Source organism: Marilutibacter spongiae, assembly GCF_014145325.1.
In the GTDB taxonomy this organism is placed as follows: Bacteria; Pseudomonadota; Gammaproteobacteria; order Xanthomonadales; family Xanthomonadaceae; genus Marilutibacter; species Marilutibacter spongiae.
The window spans coordinates 13140-31104 of the sequence record NZ_JACHTF010000025.1 but is presented as its reverse complement, the minus strand read 5'-3'; the positions used below and the strand labels follow the sequence as shown (position 1 = coordinate 31104).

The 17965-nt window shown below is 68.0% G+C and carries 15 protein-coding genes; 7 read left to right on the top strand and 8 right to left on the bottom strand.

The genetic code is table 11. The features are described from left to right. Positions 1 to 129: 129 nt before the first annotated feature. The 3 genes from H4F98_RS16315 to H4F98_RS16305 all read left to right on the top strand — a co-directional run bounded on the left by H4F98_RS16315 (position 130) and on the right by H4F98_RS16305 (position 2320). The gene (locus H4F98_RS16315) at positions 130 to 498 is read left to right on the top strand and encodes a GyrI-like domain-containing protein (protein WP_246373338.1); all 369 of its coding nucleotides are present in this window, start codon (positions 130 to 132) and stop codon (positions 496 to 498) included. 784 nt (positions 499 to 1282) lie between these two features. Beyond that, positions 1283 to 1582 carry a hypothetical protein gene (locus H4F98_RS16310; protein WP_182688895.1) on the top strand — a complete coding sequence of 100 codons (300 nt, stop codon included), beginning with the start codon at positions 1283 to 1285 and terminating at the stop codon, positions 1580 to 1582. Positions 1583 to 1918: 336 nt separating this feature from the next. Beyond that, on the top strand, positions 1919 to 2320 hold the full coding sequence (locus H4F98_RS16305; RefSeq protein ID WP_182688894.1) for a GFA family protein: 402 nt from the start codon (positions 1919 to 1921) through the stop codon (positions 2318 to 2320). 47 nt (positions 2321 to 2367) lie between these two features. Here the strand turns inward: H4F98_RS16305 and H4F98_RS16300 are convergent, their stop codons facing one another. The 8 genes from H4F98_RS16300 to H4F98_RS16265 are packed head-to-tail and all read right to left on the bottom strand — an operon-like array spanning position 2368 to position 12154. Next, complete coding sequence (locus tag H4F98_RS16300) at positions 2368 to 3486, bottom strand: acyl-CoA dehydrogenase family protein (RefSeq protein ID WP_182688893.1); 1119 nt, start codon at positions 3484 to 3486, stop codon at positions 2368 to 2370. Positions 3487 to 3494: 8 nt separating this feature from the next. After that, entirely contained in the window at positions 3495 to 4655 is a 1161-nt protein-coding gene (locus tag H4F98_RS16295; protein ID WP_182688892.1) for an acyl-CoA dehydrogenase family protein, read from the bottom strand. A 12-nt stretch (positions 4656 to 4667) separates the two neighbouring features. Beyond that, on the bottom strand, positions 4668 to 5147 hold the full coding sequence (locus H4F98_RS16290; protein WP_182688891.1) for a MaoC family dehydratase: 480 nt from the start codon (positions 5145 to 5147) through the stop codon (positions 4668 to 4670). A gap of 42 nt (positions 5148 to 5189) precedes the next feature. After that, complete coding sequence (locus H4F98_RS16285) at positions 5190 to 7016, bottom strand: acyl-CoA dehydrogenase (RefSeq protein ID WP_182688890.1); 1827 nt, start codon at positions 7014 to 7016, stop codon at positions 5190 to 5192. 7 nt (positions 7017 to 7023) lie between these two features. Further along, positions 7024 to 8202, bottom strand: a complete 1179-nt coding sequence (locus tag H4F98_RS16280) for an acetyl-CoA C-acyltransferase (protein ID WP_182688889.1) — start codon at positions 8200 to 8202, stop codon at positions 7024 to 7026. A 31-nt stretch (positions 8203 to 8233) separates the two neighbouring features. Then, entirely contained in the window at positions 8234 to 10312 is a 2079-nt protein-coding gene (locus tag H4F98_RS16275) for a 3-hydroxyacyl-CoA dehydrogenase NAD-binding domain-containing protein (protein WP_182688888.1), read from the bottom strand. Between the two features lie 58 nt (positions 10313 to 10370). Further along, entirely contained in the window at positions 10371 to 11441 is a 1071-nt protein-coding gene (locus H4F98_RS16270; protein WP_182688887.1) for a phosphotransferase, read from the bottom strand. Beyond that, positions 11438 to 12154 (bottom strand): 2-phosphosulfolactate phosphatase, encoded by a 717-nt coding sequence (locus H4F98_RS16265; RefSeq protein WP_182688886.1) that lies wholly within the window; start codon positions 12152 to 12154, stop codon positions 11438 to 11440. Before H4F98_RS16265 ends, H4F98_RS16270 begins: the two co-directional genes overlap by 4 nt. A gap of 229 nt (positions 12155 to 12383) precedes the next feature. Here H4F98_RS16265 and H4F98_RS16260 point away from each other — a divergent pair, with 229 nt between their 5' ends. The 4 genes from H4F98_RS16260 (at position 12384) to H4F98_RS16245 (ending at position 17222) form a co-directional block, all read left to right on the top strand. Continuing rightward, the gene (locus H4F98_RS16260) at positions 12384 to 13619 is read left to right on the top strand and encodes an acyl-CoA dehydrogenase family protein (RefSeq protein ID WP_182688885.1); all 1236 of its coding nucleotides are present in this window, start codon (positions 12384 to 12386) and stop codon (positions 13617 to 13619) included. 30 nt (positions 13620 to 13649) lie between these two features. Further along, entirely contained in the window at positions 13650 to 14468 is an 819-nt protein-coding gene (locus H4F98_RS16255; protein WP_182688884.1) for an IclR family transcriptional regulator, read from the top strand. Positions 14469 to 14503: 35 nt separating this feature from the next. After that, positions 14504 to 15499 carry an NADPH:quinone oxidoreductase family protein gene (locus H4F98_RS16250; RefSeq protein ID WP_182688883.1) on the top strand — a complete coding sequence of 332 codons (996 nt, stop codon included), beginning with the start codon at positions 14504 to 14506 and terminating at the stop codon, positions 15497 to 15499. Between the two features lie 70 nt (positions 15500 to 15569). Next, on the top strand, positions 15570 to 17222 hold the full coding sequence (locus tag H4F98_RS16245; RefSeq protein ID WP_182688882.1) for a long-chain-fatty-acid--CoA ligase: 1653 nt from the start codon (positions 15570 to 15572) through the stop codon (positions 17220 to 17222). Positions 17223 to 17965 lie beyond the last annotated feature (743 nt).

The window sequence follows — 17965 nt, the reverse complement described above, 5'->3', positions numbered from 1 at the left end:
CGGCCTCGGCCTCACGCAGGAAGCCGATGATCTGCTCTTCAGAAAAGCGCTTCTTCACGTCCAATCTCCTTACTCTGGGGAATTGGACTCCAGATCGCCGCGCTACTCAAAACCGGGGGGACGTCGGGCTTGTGGTGGGCCGAAGATCTGGCCAGCTTCAACCGCGACGAGAAAGACAATTGGAAATGGACGATGATGATTATGCAGCCACCAGAAGCATCAGGGCAGCTGGTGCAGTCAGCTATCGCCAGCGTTCAAGACAAGAAAGGGCTACCTGGGCTAAAAGGGATTCGGTTCGAGCGGTTCAAAGAGGGGCGTTGTGCACAAACCATGCACATTGGCCCGTTCTCAGCCGAGGGGCCGACAATTCAACGGGTGCACGATTTCATATCAAGCCGCTCCGCACTGAGGGGCAAGCACCACGAAGTATACCTAAGCGACATACGCAAGGCGGCAGCGGACAAATGGAAAACCATCATTCGCCAGCCAATGGAATGACGGGTGAATTCAACCACCAAGTGCGACACATCTGATTAGACGCAGATCCGCTGCTCTGGAGTTTCGCAAAACCAAAACAGGGGTCAGAGTGGACTTTCTCTACGCGAGATTGGAAACGGTACCCTCACCCCTGCTTCCCCAAGTCGATCCCTGCTGCCGTCATCACGATTCTCCGCTACGGTCGAAGGGTCAAGAGCATCGCGCCCGAGGCCCACGCTTATCGGTTCGACGCCAACCTCGATCAACTGTTCGGGCGCAGGGCGCGATATCTGGCATGGAGTAGGCTGAGGGAAGAATCCGCACGCCATCGGATGCTTTGCGCTGTTACATGGAAGACATATGCAGCGGCGACTTAGGGCGGCATCTTTAACTTTGATCGCGACCCTTGGCTTCGTCGCTGTCTACTTTTGGCTCACGCCGCTGGCTCTTCCTGGCGTGCAGGTATCCACGGACGTATGCGACTTGTCCCTGGCCACGGAGGACGAGGTTCGGACCCGCTGGTCCGGCAGGGTGTTGAAGCTTTCGGTCGATCAGACACAGAACTGTGGCGTGGCGCTGCATACGGCGACAGTCCAGCGTTTCGGTCGCCACCTGTTCGTGCGCACCAGGTACCGCTCACCCTCTGGCCTCTACACTGCGTGCTACTGCCGCCATCGGACCGTCCTCAGCATCCCCGACCTTCCGGAGCGGAAATTCCGGGCTCACGTATATTCGTGGCCCTGACAGATCATTCGAGTCCAACCCGCCTTTCGACTCATCTCGACCCCGTTACAAGGCGCCTCCAATGATCGCCGTGTCAGCACTTCTCTTGCCGTTGATGCTCGGCGCTTTCTTGATCTTCAAGGGATTCCAGCCTCGGTCTGCACCATCCGGCAGGCTGCGGACCTTCAACGCCTGTGCGTGGCTCGGGACCTTGCTTGCCGTAGTGGGCGCCGTATTGCTCGTCTGGAATGGGTCCATGCGGCCCGTCGACCACAACTGGTGGCTCGTTGCGGCCGCGTTTTTTGGTGCCGTTACCTTCATTCTTTCAATGCTGGCGGCCACCGTGGTCCGGCACTTCGTGTTCCGGTCGCCACGTGCCTGACCCATCATCCAGCCCACGCGTTTGCCCTGCGGACCGGCGCGGCAGGGTGCAATGAACGAAGCGGATAGGATCGGATGCCAGGTGTCGTTGCCAGGTCATCCCAGACGGAGGCCAGGAAGGACACGCAAGCGCTGGATCCCAGCGTTCGCTGGGATGACGGCATGGGGTGCGCTATCGCCAACGACAAGAAAGCGGCCAAGCGAAGCGCATTGCGCGGCTGTTCTGAACAGCTGACAGGCACATGGCCGTATCATGTTGCGTCAGGCTGTCCAGACCGGGGTGGGCCAGGCATCTATCCACCACCGGGCTTCGGCCATATCCCTGCATGGAGACAGCATGGACACCCCCAACGAACGCGTGGCCGCCTGCAGTTGCGGCCAGCTCACGGCCCGGACGCGGGGCGAACCGGTGCGTGTGTCGATCTGCCATTGCCTGGCCTGCCAGCGGCGCACGGGCGGCGTGTTCAGTGCGCAGGCGCGGTTCCCGCGGGATGAGGTTGAGCTGGATGGAGAGAGTCGGACGCACTCACTGGTCGGCGACGAGGGCACGCGGGCGCACTTTCACTTCTGCCCGGCCTGCGGCGGTACGGTCTACTACTTGATGGAGGCCCTTCCCGACATGGTGGCGATCCCGGTGGGCGCGTTCGCCGACCCGGGGTTCCCGGCACCGGTCGTGTCGGTGTACGGGAATCGCAAGCACGACTGGGTGCGCCTGCCCGAGGGCATCGAGCAGATGTGACACCCGAACGGGCCGGGGGAATGGATCCGACCGCCCGCCCCTGCCCCTCAGTAGGCGACGCGCAGCCGGCGGTAGCGCTCCAGGTGTTCGTCGGTGCCGCCGAAGCGGAGTTCGAACGCGAGCAGGCGCTTGAAGTAGTGGCTGACGTCGAGTTCGTCGGTCATGCCCATGCCCCCGTGCAGCTGCACCGATTGCTGGCCGATGAAGCGTGCGGCCTGCCCCATCAGGCCCTTGGCCGCGGACAGCTGCGCCTGGCGCTCGTCGCGGTCTGTCGTGCCGGCCTGGTCCGCGGCGAGATAGGCCATGGAGCGCGCCTGCTCCAGGTGCATGAGCATGTCGGCCATGCGGTGCTGCAGGGCCTGGAAGCCGCCGATCGGCATGCCGAACTGCACGCGCGAGCGCGTGTACTCGATCGTCGCCCGCAGGATCCGCTCCATGGCCCCGAGCGCTTCCGCGCACAGGGCCGCCAGGCCGATGTCGACGACGGCGAGCAGCGCTTCGGCCGCCTCGTCGCCCAGGCGCGCGTCGGCGCCGACGCGGACGCCGTCGAAACGCAGGTCGGCGACGCGCTGCTCGTCGATGCTGGTGTAGGCATCCATCGCGAGGCCCTCGGCATCCGGCGGCACCGCGAAGAGGCCCATGCCGTCCCCGACCCGCGCCGATACCAGGACCAGGCCCGCCAGCGGCGCGTGGTAGACGGCGTGCTTGGCGCCGTCGATCCGCCAGCCATCGCCCTCGGCCGTGGCGGTGGTGCCCAGATCAACGTTGCCGGGCGCCAGTCCCGCTTCGTCGTGCGCGAGTACGGCGACCAGCTCGCCGGCGGCCATCGCAGGCAGCCACTCGGCGCGCTGCGCGTCGGAGCCCAGCCGGACGATGGCCTGGCTGGCGACGATCGCACTGGACAGGAAAGGCTCGAGCAGCAGGCCTTCGCCGATGGCGCGCGACACCAGCAGGGTGCCGACCGGACCGGCGTCGATGCCGCCTTCGGCTTCCGGCAGGACGAGCGCCAGCAGTCCGAGTTCGGCGAGTTCGGTCCAGACCGCACGCGACCATCCTTCGTCGGAAGCGCGCACGCCGTTGCGGGACTCGAAGTCGTAGCGCTCGGCGATGAAGCGCTGGGTGGTGTCCAGCAGCATCTGCTGCTCGTCGGTGAATGAGAAATCCATGGTCGACCTCAGAGTCCGAGAATCAGGTGGGCGATGATGTTGCGCTGGATCTCGTTGGAGCCGCCGAAGATGCTCAGCTTGCGCAGGTTCATGTAGGCAGCGGCCGCGCGGGCGCCCTCACCCGCGCCGCCCACGCGCAACGCTGCCTCGCCCTGCACCTCGACCTGGAGCTCGGAGATGCGCTGCATGAGTTCGGTGCCGCGAATCTTGAGGATCGAGGCCTCCGGGCCGGGCGTCTTGTTGCGCACCTCGTCGAAGATCACGCGCATGTTGGTGATCTCCAGCGCCTTGAGCTCGATCTCCACCTGCGCGAGCCGCGTGCCGAACACCGGATCGTCGAGCAGCGGGCCACCGTTGCGACGGATGCGCGCGGCCTCCTCGCGCAGGCGGCGCAACTCGCGCCGGGAGGCGCCGATGCCGGCGATGTTGGTGCGCTCGTGGCCGAGCAGGAACTTGGCATAGGTCCAGCCCAGGTTCTCCTCGCCGATGCGATTGGTCACCGGCACGCGCACGTTGTCGAACCAGATTTCGTTGACTTCGCAGGTGCCGTCGAGCAGGCGCGTGGGACGCACGGTGATGCCCGGGCTCTTCATGTCGACGAGTACGAAGGAAATACCTTTCTGCGGCTTGGTCGTGGGGTCGGTACGCACCAGGCAGAAGATCCAGTCGGCGAACTGGCCCAGCGTGTTCCACACCTTCTGCCCGTTGAGCACGTAGTCGTCGCCGTCGCGTTCAGCACGCATCTTCAACGAGGCCAGGTCCGATCCGGACCCGGGTTCGGAATAGCCCTGGCACCACCAGTCCTCGCCCGACAGGATGCGCGGCAGGAAGGCCTGCTGCTGTTCGGGCGTGCCGAAGCGCATGATCACCGGTGCGACCATCTTCAGGCCGAACGCCAGCTGCGGCGGCGCGTCGGCGGCCGCGCACTCGCTTTCGAAGATGTACTGCTCGGTCTTCGACCAGCCGGTACCGCCGAACTCGCGCGGCCACATCGGGGCGCCCCAGCCCTTGGCATGCAGGATCTTCTGCCAGGCCTGGATGTCGTCGCGCAGCCGGCAGTCGTCGCCGCTGCGGATGCGTTCGCGGATGTCGTCCGGCAACGATGCCTCCACGAATGCGCGTACCTCGCGCTGGAACTCACGCTCGGCGGGTGTGAAATCAAGGTCCATGTCGAAGCGTCCTCATGGGGCAGGGGCCTGGGATGTCAGGGGGTAGTAGCGCACCAGCATGCGTGCCACGCAGACCGGCTTGTCGCCGCCCTCGATCTCGACGATCGACGACCAATGGGCCTGCAGGCTGCCGTCGAGCGGCGTCAGGGCATCGAGCGCGAGGCGTGCGCGCACGCGGCTTCCGGCAGGCACCGGGGCCGGGAAGCGCACGCGGTCCAGCCCGTAGTTCACGGCCATGCCGATGCCACCGATGTGCAGGCAGGACTGCAGCAGGTGCGGCAGCAGCGACAGGGTCAGGTAGCCGTGGGCGACGGTGCCGCCGAAGGGCGACTCGCGCGCGGCGCGCTCCGGGTCGGTGTGGATCCACTGCTGGTCGCCGGTGGCGTCGGCGAAGCGCTGGATGCGCGCCTGGTCGATGGTGCACCAGTTGCTGCAGGCGACTTCGCGGCCGATCCAGTCGGCGAGTGCATCGAGGGTGTCGAGCGATCTCATGCGGGTCTCGTGTCCTCCGGGAACGGTCGGCGGGGCGGCGGCTCAGAAGCAGGCATCGGGCATGTCCAGCGGCCCGCGGTCGCGGCGGGCGAGCAGGTCGAACTGGGCGTCCACCCTGGGCAGTTCCCAGTCGAAGAAGAAGCGCGCCGCGCGTCGCTTGCCTTCGTGGAAATCGTCGTCGCGTCCGCGCGTGGCCATGGCCTGTTCCAGCCATATCCAGGCCACGGTCACGTGGCCGAAGGCCTCCAGGTAGACGCTGGCGTTGGCGAGCGCCAGGCCCGGCTCGCCATCGCGCCACAGCTGCGCGGTGACGCTGGCGAGCCGGTCGATGCGGCGCGACAGCGCCTCGGCATGCGGCTTCAGGCCTGCATCGCCGCTGGCGCGCTCAATGCTTGCGCGGACACGCGCCAGGTACAGGCGAAGCGCCGCACCGTCCTGCATCACGACCTTGCGGCCGAGCAGGTCCAGGCCCTGCACGCCATGCGTGCCCTCGTGGATCGGGTTGAGGCGGTTGTCGCGGTAGAACTGTTCGACCTTGTACTCGCGGGTGTAACCGTAGCCACCATGGACCTGGATCGCCAAGTCGTTCGCGGCCAGGCACCATTGCGAGGGCCAGCTCTTCGCGATCGGCGTGAGTATGTCGAGCAAGAGCTCCAGCTCGGCGCGAACGGCGTCGTCGTCGGCGACGCGCGCTTCGTCGACCAGGCGCGCACAGTAGAGGTTGAGCGCGAGCGCGCCTTCCACGTAACTCTTCTGCGCCAGCAGCATGCGGCGGACATCGGCGTGTTCGATGATCGGCACCTGGGGCGAGCCGGGATCCTTGCCGCCCGCGTCGATGCGCCGCCCCTGCGGCCGGCCGCGCGCGTAGTCGAGCGCATGCAGGTAGCCGGTGTAGCCCAGCGCGGTGGCGCCGAGCCCGACGCCGATGCGGGCCTCGTTCATCATGTGGAACATGCAGGCCAGGCCCTGGTGCAGGCCACCGACGAGATAGCCGATCGCACCCGCCCTGCCCCCTGGCCTGTAACCGGTCCCCTCGCCGAAGCTGAGCAGCGTGTTGACCGTGCCGCGGTAGCCCATCTTGTGGTTGAGCCCGGCCAGTTGCACGTCGTTGCGCTCGCCCAGCGCGCCCGCCTCGTCGACGAGGAATTTCGGGACCACGAACAGCGACAGGCCACGGATGCCGGGGATCGGCCGGCCGTCGTCGCCGGCCGTGCGCGCCAGGACCAGGTGGACGATGTTCTCCGACAACTCGTGGTCGCCACCGGAGATCCACATCTTGCTTCCGGTCAGCCGGTAACGCGGCCCGAACGGCGAATCGCCATCGGGTTCGGCGCGGGTGAGGATGTCGGCCAGCGAGGAGCCGGCCTGCGGCTCGGACAGGCACATGGTGCCGAAGAAGCGCCCCTGGAGCTCGGGCTCGACGAAGGCCTTCACCTGGGCCGGCGTGCCGTGCGTCAGCAGCAGGTTGGCGTTGCCCAGGGTCAACATGGGATAGGCGCTGGTGGCGATGTTGGCCGCGTACAGATAGGCCAGCCCGGCATTGGCCACCACCAAGGGCAACTGCATGCCGCCGAGCGCGTAATCCTGCCCCGCGGCGATCAGCCCGCTTTCGCAGAAGGCATCCAGCGCGGCCTTGACCTCGTCGATCAGGTGCACGCGCTCGCCGTCGAATCGGGGCTCCTCGCGGTCGGCCTTCTGGTAGTGCGGCGCGAACATCTCGCTGGCGACCCGCTCGCAGGCATCGAGCACGGCGTCGAAGGTCTCGCGGTTGTGGTCGGCGAAGCGCGGCGCGGCGGCCAGTGCGCCGACATCGAGCCAGTCGTGCAGGAGGAAGTCGAGGTCGCGGCGGGACAGCAGCAGGGATGCCATGCGGGCCTCAGACGACCTCGAACAGGCCGGCCGCGCCCTGGCCACCGCCGACGCACATGGTCACCACCACGTACTTGACGCCCCGCCGCTTGCCTTCGATCAAGGCGTGCCCGACCAGGCGCGCGCCGCTGACGCCGTAGGGATGTCCGACCGCGATGGCACCGCCGTTGACGTTCAGTCGATCGTGGGGGATGCCCAGGGTGTCCATGCAGTAGAGGACCTGCACGGCGAAGGCTTCGTTGAGCTCCCAAAGACCGATGTCATCGACCGACAGGCCCGCGCGCTTGAGCAGCTTGGGCACGGCGAAGACCGGACCGATGCCCATTTCGTCGGGCTCGCAGCCGGCCACGGCGAAGCCGCGGAACACACCCATCGCCGGTATGCCGCGGCGCGCGGCCACTGCCGCGTCCATGACCACCGACGCCGAGGCGCCATCGGAGAACTGGCTGGCGTTGCCGGCGGTGACCACGCCACCGGGCACCGCGGTGCGGATCCGGGCGACGCCCTCGTAGGTGGTGTCCGCGCGGATGCCCTCGTCGCTGGAGAGCGTGACCTCGCGCGTGAGCAGCTGGCGCGTGCGCGGATCGGCGCTGCCGGCCAGGACCGTGATCGGCACGATCTCCTCATCGAAGCGGCCGGCCCCGGCCGCGGCGGCGGCGCGCAGCTGGCTTTCCACGCCATATCGGTCCATGCGTTCGCGGTCGATGCCGTAGCGCTTGGCGACGGTCTCGGCGGTCTGCAGCATCGGCCAGTAGATTTCGGGCTTGTTCGCCTTCAGCCAGCCTTCGGCGATCATGTGCTGGTTCATGTAGGGCTGGACGCAGGAGATGCTCTCCACGCCGCCGGCGACGAACGCGTCGCCCTCGCCGGCGATGACGCGCTGTGCGGCCATCGCGATGGTCTGCAGCCCCGAGGAGCAGAAGCGGTTGACGGTCGCGCCGGGGACGCTGACGGGCAGGCCCGCGCGCACCGCGCACTGGCGCGCGATGTTCACGCCGGTGGCGCCCTCGGGGTTCGCACAGCCCATCAGCACGTCCTCGATCTCGGCGGGATCGACGCCCGCGCGCTTCACGGCGTGCTCGACGACGTGACCGCCCAGGGTCGCGCCGTGGGTCATGTTGAGCGCGCCCTTCCAGCTCTTGGCCAGTCCGGTGCGCGCGGTCGATACGATGACGGCTTCTTTCACGTTGATCATCCAGTCCAGGGCCCTGGGGCAGTCAGTTGAACGAGCGGCCGGCGTCGGCCAGCTCCACCAGCAGCGGGGCAGGCTCCCATGCGTCGCCATGCAGGCCATTGGCGAAGCGGCGCATGGAACGGAGCACGTTGTAGAGCCCGACGGTGTCGGCATGGAACATCGGCCCGCCGCGCCAGACCGGGAAGCCGTAGCCGGTGAGATAGACCACGTCGATGTCGGACGCCTTCGCGGCGATACCCTCCTCCAGGATCAGCGCGCCTTCGTTGACGAGCGCGTAGACCAGGCGCTCGACGATCTCCTGGTCGTCGATCCGGCGACGGGTGATCCCCTGCTCGGCGGAGTACGCCTCGATCATCGCGTCGACCACCGGCGAGGGACGCGCGGTGCGGTCGCCCGGCGCGTAGTCGTACCAGCCGGCGCCGGTCTTCTGGCCGAAGCGCCCCATCTCGCAAAGCAGGTCGGCGGTGCGCGAGTAGGTGATCTCCGGGCTTTCGACCGCGCGCCGCTTGCGGATCGCCCAGCCGATGTCGTTGCCCGCGAGATCCCCCATCCGGAACGGCCCCATCGCCATGCCGAAGGCCTCCATCGCGCGATCGACCTGCTGCGGCAGCGCGCCCTCCTCGAGCAGAAAGCCGGCCTGGCGGCTGTACTGCTCGATCATGCGATTGCCGATGAAGCCATCGCAGACCCCCGAGACGACGGCGGTCTTGCCGATCTTCTTCGCCAGCGCCATGACGGTGGCGAGCACGTCCGGCGCGGTCGCCTTGCCGCGCACGACCTCCAGCAATTTCATCACGTTGGCCGGGCTGAAGAAGTGCGTGCCCAGGACATCCTGCGGGCGGCTCGTGAACTGCGCGATGCGATCCACGTCCAGCGTGGAGGTGTTGCTGGCCAGTATCGCGCCCGGTTTGGCGACGGCATCGAGCTGCCCGAACACCGCCTGCTTGACGCCCATTTCCTCGAAGACCGCTTCGATGATCATGTCGGCCTGGCCCATGTCTCCGTACGACATGGTAGGTGTGATGAGCGCCATGTGCGCCTCGACCTGTTCGGCGCTGAGCTTGCCCTTCTTCGCGCTGTTCTCGTAGTTTCGGCGGATCGTGGCGATGCCACGGTCGAGCGCCTCCTGCTTGAGTTCGAGCAGGGTCACGGGGATGCCGGCGTTGAGGAAGTTCATGGTGATGCCGCCGCCCATGGTGCCCGCGCCGATCACGCCGACCGATTTCACTTCGCGGATGCGGGCGTCCTCCAGGCCCGCGACCTTGCCCGCGGCGCGCTCACTGAAGAATGCGTGCCGCAAGGCCTTGGATTCGTCGGTTCCCAGGAGCATGGCGAAGGCATCGCGCTCGACCCGCAGGCCGGCATCGAAGTCCTTGCCGAGCGCCGCCTCGATGGCGTCCAGGCACTTGAGCGGCGCCGGGTAGTTCGCGGATGCGGCGGCGACGCCGGTGCGGGCGAAGCCCATGAAGCCCTCGGGATTGGGATGCTCGATCGTCCACTCACGCACCTTCTGCAACGGGTCGCCGGACGCGGCGACCTGCTGGCAAAGCGCGATGGCCGCATCTACGACCCCTTCCTCGTGCACCTTGTCGAACAGCCGCGTCGACGCCAGTTTGGCAGCCGGCACCAGTGTGCCCGAGACGATCATGTTGACCGCTGTCTCCAGGCCCACCGCACGCGGGAAGCGCTGCGTGCCGCCGGCACCGGGCAACAGTCCGAGTTTCACTTCCGGTAGGCCGATCTGCGCGTTGCCCGCGGCGACGCGATGGTGCATGCCCAGCGCGAGTTCGAGGCCGCCGCCCAGCGCCATGCCCTCGATGGCGGCGACGACGGGCTTCGCGCTGCCTTCGAACGCCTCGATCACGGTCGGCAGGGTGGGCTCCTGGCTGGCCTCGGGCTTGTTGAACTCGCGGATGTCGGCGCCGCCGGAGAACGCGCGTGCGCCACCGGTGACGACGATGCCCTTGACCGCATCGTCGGCGCAGGCGCGGTCCAGCGATTCGACCAGGCCGCGACGGGTCGCGATGCCCAGTCCGTTCACCGGCGGGTTGTGCAGGGTGAGGATGGCGATGCCATCGCGGATGTCGTAGTTCACTGGCATGTGCGGGGAACCCTGTGTTCGAAGTGATACGGGGAAGGCATGGCCGCGGGACGGGACGTCATCGCGCACCGACCCGGTCTGCGAAGCGGCAACCGAGTTCAGCAAGCGGCTCGACCTGTCGCGCGTACGCCATCGCCTGCGGGCTGCTGGCGACGCCCTCGCCGGCGCGCTTGACGATGCCCTGCATGATCGCGGCGAGGCGGAACACGTTGTAGGCGAGGTAATAGTTCCAGTCGCCGGTGACCGTGCGTCCGGTGCGCGCTTCGTAGGTCCTGACATACGACGCTTCGTCGGGGATCCCGAGCGTATCCAGGTCCAGCCCGGCGGTCCCGCGGAAAGGCGTGGGCGCCAGGTGCCAGGTCATCAGGTGGTAGGCGAAGTCGGCGAAGGGATGGCCGAGGGTGGAAAGCTCCCAGTCGATGACCGCGAGGATCCGCGGTTCAGTGGGATGGAAGATCACGTTGTCGAGCCGGTAGTCGCCGTGCACCAGCGAGACGATCGAACCCGAGTCCGCCGGGATGTGCCCCGGCAGCCAGTCGATGAGACGTTCCATCGCCTCGATGCGGACGGTTTCGCTGGCCCGGTACTGGCGCGTCCAGCGCGCCATCTGGCGCTCGAAGTAGTTGCCGGGCTTGCCGTAGTCCGACAGCCCGAGCGCCTCGACGTCGGCCGTGTGCAGGGCGGCGATCACGCGGTTGAGCTCGTCGTACAGCGCGCCGCGTTCGGCGTTCGACATGCCGGGAAGCGAGGGGTCCCAGAAGATCCGGCCGTCGACGAAGTCCATGAGGTAGAAGGCGCGGCCGATGACCGATTCGTCCTCGCACAGGCAATGCATGCGCGCCACCGGCACCTGCGAGTGGCGCAGGGCGGTCTGCAGCCGGAACTCGCGCTCGATTGCGTGCGCCGAAGGCAGCAACTGAGCGGCCGGCGCGGGCTTCGAGCGCATCACGTAGCGGCGGTCGCCGGCCTGCAGCAGGTAGGTGGGATTGGATTGCCCGCCCTCGAAGCGCTTGGCAAGCAGGGGACCGGGCAGTCCGCCCAGGCGGTCGTCGAGATAGGCCGACAGGCGCGCGAGCGCGGCGGCGTCCAGGTTCGCGCCGGCGACCGGTGGCCGCGTCGCCGCGCTCATGCCGCCACCAGCTGCAGGCAGCCGTCCTGAAGGCGCGGCACCACGTCGAGGCAGTCCATCCGCGCCGCGCAGTCCACCTCGGCCTGATGGTCGTTGTCGCGCATCAGCCGGCCCACGCGCGAGGCGCCGAGGGCGGTTCCCGCCGCGCAGCCGCGGTACAGCAGCAGGGCGGCGATGGCGGCGTCGGTGAGCGCGTAGCCACCCTGCGCGTCGAAGTGCGAGGCCAGGTGGCCGGCACCATAGAAGTCCTCGAGGTTGAAGCGGTTCGCCGAACCGGCGCAGACCACCAGGACCGAAGCCTCCGGGTGTTCGCGCACGACATGCTCGACCAGCGCGCGTCCGTTGAGCAGGGCGCCGACGTAAACGTGGGCGGCGCCGGCGGCATCGCCCAGGGCGACGGTGCCGTTGGTGGTGGCGTAGACCAGGGTGGCGCCATGCAGGCCGGCCGTCGCCAGCGCCAGCGGCGTGGCGGGACCGAACCCCGGCAGGCCACGCGCGAGGTATTCGCCGGCCAGCAAAGGTGAGTCCAGGTTACCGGCGATGCGCAGGGCGTCGCTGGCGTCGCGCGCCGGCCACACGTGGCGGATGCCCTGGCCGAAGGCGTGGACGATGGTCGAGGTCGCGAACAACACGTCCAGCACGATCACCACCTTGCCCGCGAGCCGGGCGGGATCGAGCTCCTCCCTCTTGAACAACACGTGCAGCTTGCGCATCGGTCCTCGCTTGCCCTGGGCGCCGGTCGCGCCGATCGTCGGTCGATCAATTAGTTCCATATAATGGAACTGTTGTTTCAATAATGATCCATCCTAGCCACAGCGCCTGCCTCGATCAAGCCCATGCCCGCGTATTGCCGAGCGTTTCCACATAGCCTAGGATTCGACTACCGGCAACATCGTGAGTTCCACTTAATGGAACTTTAGTTGCGATCATGAAAAGGCCTGCATGGACTTCTCCCATTCCCCGGACGTAGAAGCGCTGCGAACGCGGCTGCTGCGATTCTTCGACGAAGCCATCCTCCCCAACGAGGCGCGCTACCACGAGGAGATCCGTCGCCACCGCGAGGCCGGCAACGTCTGGCAGGCGCTGCCGCTGATCGAGGAACTCAAGCCGCGGGCGCGCGCGGAGGGCCTGTGGAACCTGTTCCTGCCCCGCTCGCCGCGGGCGCCCGAGGGCCTGGACAACCTGGCCTACGCACCGCTGTGCGAGATCATGGGTCGCGTACCCTGGGCGCCCGAGGTCTTCAACTGCTCGGCGCCTGACACCGGCAACATGGAAACGCTGGAACGCTACGGCACCGAGGCGCAGAAGCAGCGCTGGCTGGAGCCGCTGCTCGCGGGCGAGATCCGCTCGGCCTTCCTGATGACCGAGCCGGAGGTGGCCTCCTCGGATGCGACCAACATCCGCTGTTCCATCCGCCGCGATGGCGACGACTACGTCGTCAACGGACGCAAGTGGTGGTCCTCGGGCGCGGGCGACCCCCGCTGCGCGGTCTACATCGTGATGGGCAAGACCGACGCCGACGCGCCGCGGCACCAGCAGCAGTCGATGATCCTGGTGCCGGCCGACACGCCCGGCATCCGCATCGTGCGGCACCTGCCGGTGTTCGGTTACGACGATGCCCCGCACGGGCACATGGAGGTGGCGCTGGAAGACGTCCGCGTCCCCGCTTCCAACCTGTTGCTCGGCGAAGGCCGCGGTTTCGAGATCGCCCAGGGCCGGCTGGGGCCCGGCCGCATCCACCATTGCATGCGCACCATCGGCGCGGCGGAGCGCGCGTTCGAACTGATGTGCCAGCGCCTCCAGTCGCGCATCGCCTTCGGCCGGCCGCTCTCGGAACAATCGCTGTGGCACGAACGCATCGCCCATGCGCGCTGCATGATCGAGCAGGCGCGCCTGCTGACGCTCAAGGCCGCCTGGATGATGGACCGCGTGGGCAACAAGCAGGCGCGCACCGAGATCGCGATGATCAAGGTCGTCGCGCCGCAGATGGCCTGCCAGGTGATCGACTGGGCGATCCAGGCCCATGGCGGTGCCGGCGTCAGCGAGGACTTCCCGCTGGCCGCGGCGTATGCCGGCATCCGCACCCTGCGGCTGGCCGACGGCCCCGACGAAGTCCACTGCGGCACCATCGCGCGCCTGGAACTGGCCCGCATCGCCGCCATGGCCCCGGCGCCCTGACGCGCCGGGCCCCGCCACGACAGGTAGACCATGGGTAACCCGAAGAGAAAGATCGACACGCTCAGCCTCTCCATCGACGAGAGCCATCCCCAGTTCGTCAACGCCGTGGGACGCGCGATCTCGATCCTGCGCTGTTTCGAGCACGGCCCGGCGCAACTGGGCAACCGCGACATCGCCCGCGAGACCGGGCTGCCGAAGGCCACCGTCTCGCGCCTGACCTTCACCCTCGCCTCGCTGGGCTTCCTGAGCTATTCGGAGTCCGCCGAGAAATACGCGCTGGGCACGGCCGTGCTGTCGCTGGCGCATGCCTTCATGAAAGGCAACGACGTGGTCGCGGTGGCGCGCCCGCTGATGCGCGAGCTCGCCGAGTACACGCAGTCCGCGGTCATGCTGGGCGAGGCCGATCGCGGCCGCATGGTCCTGCTGGAGGTGTCCCAGGGCGACCCGATGTTCGAAATGAAGCTCGCCGTGGGCGCCCGCGTGCCGCACGGCTCCACCGCGCTGGGCCGGGCCGACCTTGCCGCGCGCCCGCTGGACGTCTTCGAGCGCCACCTGCGCGAGCTCGAACACGAATGCGAGCCGGGCTACTGGCCGCGCCTGCGCGCCGGCATCGTGCGTGCGCGCCAGGACTACGAGCACTACGGCTTCTGCTTCTCCATGGGCGACTGGAATCCGGACGTGTTCGCGATCGGCGTGCCGATGGTGTCCGCCGACGGCGGCCGCGTGCTCGCGTTCAACTGCAGCGGCCGTGTATCGGTGATGACACGCGAGCGCCTGATCGACGATTTCGGCCCGCGCCTGGTCGCGCTGCGCGATCGCGTCCTGCAGGCCACCGAAGGACGATTCTGACCGCCCCACCCCGTATCGATGAGGAGCCACGCCCGATGAAAGCCGTTCTCTGCGAAGCCTGGGGACCGCCGTCCTCCCTCCGCATCGCCGAGGTGCCCTCGCCCACGCCCGGCCCGCGCCAGGTGCTGGTCCGCACCCGCGCGGCGGCGGTCAATTTCCCGGATGCGCTGATCGTGGCCGGCAAGTACCAGTTCCGCCCGCCGCTGCCGTTCTCGCCCGGCGGCGAACTCTCGGGCGAGGTCATCGCCACCGGTGCGGACGTCACCCGCGTCGCGGTGGGCGACAAGGTCGTCGGCCTCACGCCGTTCGGCGCATTCGCGCAGGAAGTCGCGGTGGACGAGAGCCATATCGTGCCCCTGCCCTCCGACATCGGCGACGACGCCCTGGAGGTCGCCGGCAGCTTCGTCCTCACCTACGGCACCTCGCTGCACGCCCTGAAGGACCGCGCCGAGGCCAGGGAAGGCGAGACCCTGCTCGTCCTGGGCGCCGGCGGCGGCGTCGGCCTGGCGGCGGTCGAGATCGGCAAGCTGATGGGGATGCGCGTCATCGCCGCGGCCTCGAGCGAGGCCAAGCGCGATGCCGCGCGCGCGCATGGCGCCGACGAAGTGATCGACTACGCCAGCGAAGACCTCAAGGAGCGCGTCAAGGCGCTGACCGACGGCAAGGGCGTGGACGTCGTCTACGACCCGGTCGGCGGCGACTTCGCCGAGCCGGCCCTGCGCTGCGTCGGCTGGCGCGGACGCTACCTGGTGGTCGGCTTCGCGTCCGGCGAGATCCCGCGCTTGCCGGCGAACCTGCTGTTGCTCAAGGGCAGCGCACTGGTCGGCGTGTTCTGGGGCGAGTTCGTCAAGCGCGAACCCGGGCGGAACGCCGAGAACATGAAGACGCTGTTCGGCTGGCTCGGGGAAGGACGCATCCGGCCGCACGTATCGCGGCGCTATCCGCTGTCCGGGGCCGCCGACGCGCTCGATGCACTGCTCGCGCGCGAAGCGATCGGCAAGCTGGTGGTGCTGCCGCAACAGCCCGACTGAGCGCGGCACGCGCCGGCACAGGCGCGGTCGCATCCACACGCCATTGCGCACCCTTGGGAGGGGAATGCCGATGCACAAGAACACGCGCCACTGGCCGCCGGGCGTCCCGTTGCGGATGGCCATCCCGGAGACATCGCTGCACTTCAACCTGGACGTCGCCGCCGCTCGCTACCCGGTCCGCACCGCGATCGCCTACTACGGCAGCGAGCTGTCCTACGCCGCGCTCAAGCAGGAAGTGGACCGTCTGGCGGGCTTCCTGCAGGCGCGCTTGGGCGTCGCCAAGGGCGACCGGGTCGTGTTGTACCTGCAGAACAGCCCCCAGTTCGTGGTCGCCTACCACGCGATCCTGCGCGCCGGCGCGATCGTGGTGCCGGTCAACACGATGAACCTGGCCGCGGAGGTCGAGCACATCGTGACCGACTGCGGCGCGCGCGTCGCCATTTTCGGCCAGGAACTGGCGGCCCATGTCACGCCCCTGCTCGGCAGCGTGCTCGCGCACGGGCTGTCGGCCTGCTACGGCGACTACCTGGACGCGGGCACCGACCTGCCGGTCCCCGAGGTCGTGGCCCAGCCCCGCCTTGCGCTCGATGGCGTCACGGGCTGGCACGAAGCCATCGCGGCCGGCATTGCGCCCACGCCGGTCGATGTGGGTGCCGACGACCTGGCGGTCATTCCCTACACCTCGGGCACTACCGGCGCGCCCAAGGGTTGCATGCACACCCATCGCAGCGTCATGCACCCGGCGATCGGCGCCGCGGAGTTCTGCCGGATCGCCAAGGACCAGGTCGCCCTCGCCGCCCTGCCGATGTTCCATGTCACGGGCCTGCAGATGGGCGTCAACGCCGTGGTCTTCGCCGGCGGCACCATGGCGATCATGACGCGCTGGGACCGGCGCTGCGCCGCGATGCTCATCCAGCGCTACCGCGTGAGCACGTGGACGGCGATCCCGACGATGCTGTTCGACTTCCTCGCCCAGCCCGACCTCGCCGATTACGACCTGTCCTCGCTGAGCCTGCTCAGCGGCGGCGGCGCGGCCATGCCCAAGGCGGTGGCCGAGAAGATCCAGGCGCTGTGGGGGTTGCCCTACGTGGAGGGCTACGGCCTCTCCGAAACCATGGCCACCACGCACACCAACCCGGCCCAGCGGCCGAAGGCGCAGTGCCTGGGCATACCGATCCAGGACACCGATTCGGTGGTGGTCGACCCGGACACGCTCGCCCTGCTGCCGCCCGACGGGGTCGGCGAGATCCTCATCCGCGGCCCGCAGGTGTTCAAGGGCTACTGGGGACGCGAGGACGCCACGCGCGCGGCTTTCGTCGAGATCGAAGGCGAGCGCTTCTTCCGCACCGGCGACCTGGGCTACATCGACGAGGACGGCTATTTCTTCATCGTCGATCGACTGAAACGGATGATCAATGCCTCCGGCTACAAGGTCTGGCCGGCCGAAGTCGAGAACCTGATGTTCGCGCATCCGGCGATCCAGGAGGCCTGCGTGATCGGCATCCGCGACCGGCAACGCGGCGAGAGCGTCAAGCTGGTCGCGGTGCTCGCGCAGGGCCAGGCCGCCACCGAGGCGGACGTGATCGCCTGGGCGCGCGAACACATGGCCGCCTACAAGGTGCCGCACGTGGTCGAGTTCGTCGAACGCCTGCCCAAGAGCGGCACGGGCAAGGTCCAGTGGCGCGAACTGCAGGCACGCGAGCGCGAGCGGGAAGCCGACTGACACGGGACGCGGCGTGCGTCCTCGTGCCTGCAGCAGCCGGGAGCAGAGCGGGCGATGCGGCACTCCAGCAGCTGTGGCAGGCGGAAATTCGAAAGTCGAAGCCAAGCGTGCGCCCGGGTCCAGCCTTTCGACGCTTCGAGTGATGGGTTTCGCGTTGCTCTACCCATCCTACGTTCTGGGATGACGGCGCAGGGATGGGACCCAGCCTAGTAGGGTGGGTAGAGCCGAAGGCGAAGCCCACCGTCGCGAAGCTGCACGCACGACGCGCGATGGGTTTTGCTTCGCGCTACCCATCCTACGGTGCTGCCTCTCCCTCCGTTTCGTAGGGTGGGTAGAGCCGAAGGCGAAACCCGCCGTCGCGAAGCTGCACGTACGACGCGCGATGGGTTTTGCTTCGCGCTACCCATCCTACGGCGCTGCCCTGCCGCGGACTCGTAGGGTGGGTAGAGCCGAAGGCGAAACCCACCGTCGCGAAGCTGCACGTACGACGCGCGATGGGTTTTGCTTCGCGCTACCCATCCTACGAGGGGCATGGGATCGCAAGCCAACCGCAAAGGCGACTCGCCCCGTAGCCCGGGTAAGCGAAGCGCACCCACCAATCGTTGGAAAGCAAGAGTTGGTTCCCGGCGTTCGCAGGGATGACGGCGCAGGGATGGGACCCAGGCTGCCCGGATCGGCCGGTCGGCATCGCCCAGCCAGTAAAAAAAGCCCGCCGGAAGGCGGGCTTTTTCCGACTGAGGGCA

Bases quoted from the DNA above. Each gene is read 5' to 3' on its own strand.
- H4F98_RS16310 (WP_182688895.1), top strand. From the start codon at position 1,283: ATGATCGCCGTGTCAGCACTTCTCTTGCCGTTGATGCTCGGCGCTTTC.
- H4F98_RS16305 (WP_182688894.1), top strand. From the start codon at position 1,919: ATGGACACCCCCAACGAACGCGTGGCCGCCTGCAGTTGCGGCCAGCTC.
- H4F98_RS16300 (WP_182688893.1), bottom strand. From the start codon at position 3,486: ATGGATTTCTCATTCACCGACGAGCAGCAGATGCTGCTGGACACCACC.
- H4F98_RS16295 (WP_182688892.1), bottom strand. From the start codon at position 4,655: ATGGACCTTGATTTCACACCCGCCGAGCGTGAGTTCCAGCGCGAGGTA.
- H4F98_RS16290 (WP_182688891.1), bottom strand. From the start codon at position 5,147: ATGAGATCGCTCGACACCCTCGATGCACTCGCCGACTGGATCGGCCGC.
- H4F98_RS16285 (WP_182688890.1), bottom strand. From the start codon at position 7,016: ATGGCATCCCTGCTGCTGTCCCGCCGCGACCTCGACTTCCTCCTGCAC.
- H4F98_RS16275 (WP_182688888.1), bottom strand. From the start codon at position 10,312: ATGCCAGTGAACTACGACATCCGCGATGGCATCGCCATCCTCACCCTG.
- H4F98_RS16270 (WP_182688887.1), bottom strand. From the start codon at position 11,441: ATGAGCGCGGCGACGCGGCCACCGGTCGCCGGCGCGAACCTGGACGCC.
- H4F98_RS16265 (WP_182688886.1), bottom strand. From the start codon at position 12,154: ATGCGCAAGCTGCACGTGTTGTTCAAGAGGGAGGAGCTCGATCCCGCC.
- H4F98_RS16260 (WP_182688885.1), top strand. From the start codon at position 12,384: ATGGACTTCTCCCATTCCCCGGACGTAGAAGCGCTGCGAACGCGGCTG.
- H4F98_RS16255 (WP_182688884.1), top strand. From the start codon at position 13,650: ATGGGTAACCCGAAGAGAAAGATCGACACGCTCAGCCTCTCCATCGAC.
- H4F98_RS16250 (WP_182688883.1), top strand. From the start codon at position 14,504: ATGAAAGCCGTTCTCTGCGAAGCCTGGGGACCGCCGTCCTCCCTCCGC.
- H4F98_RS16245 (WP_182688882.1), top strand. From the start codon at position 15,570: ATGCACAAGAACACGCGCCACTGGCCGCCGGGCGTCCCGTTGCGGATG.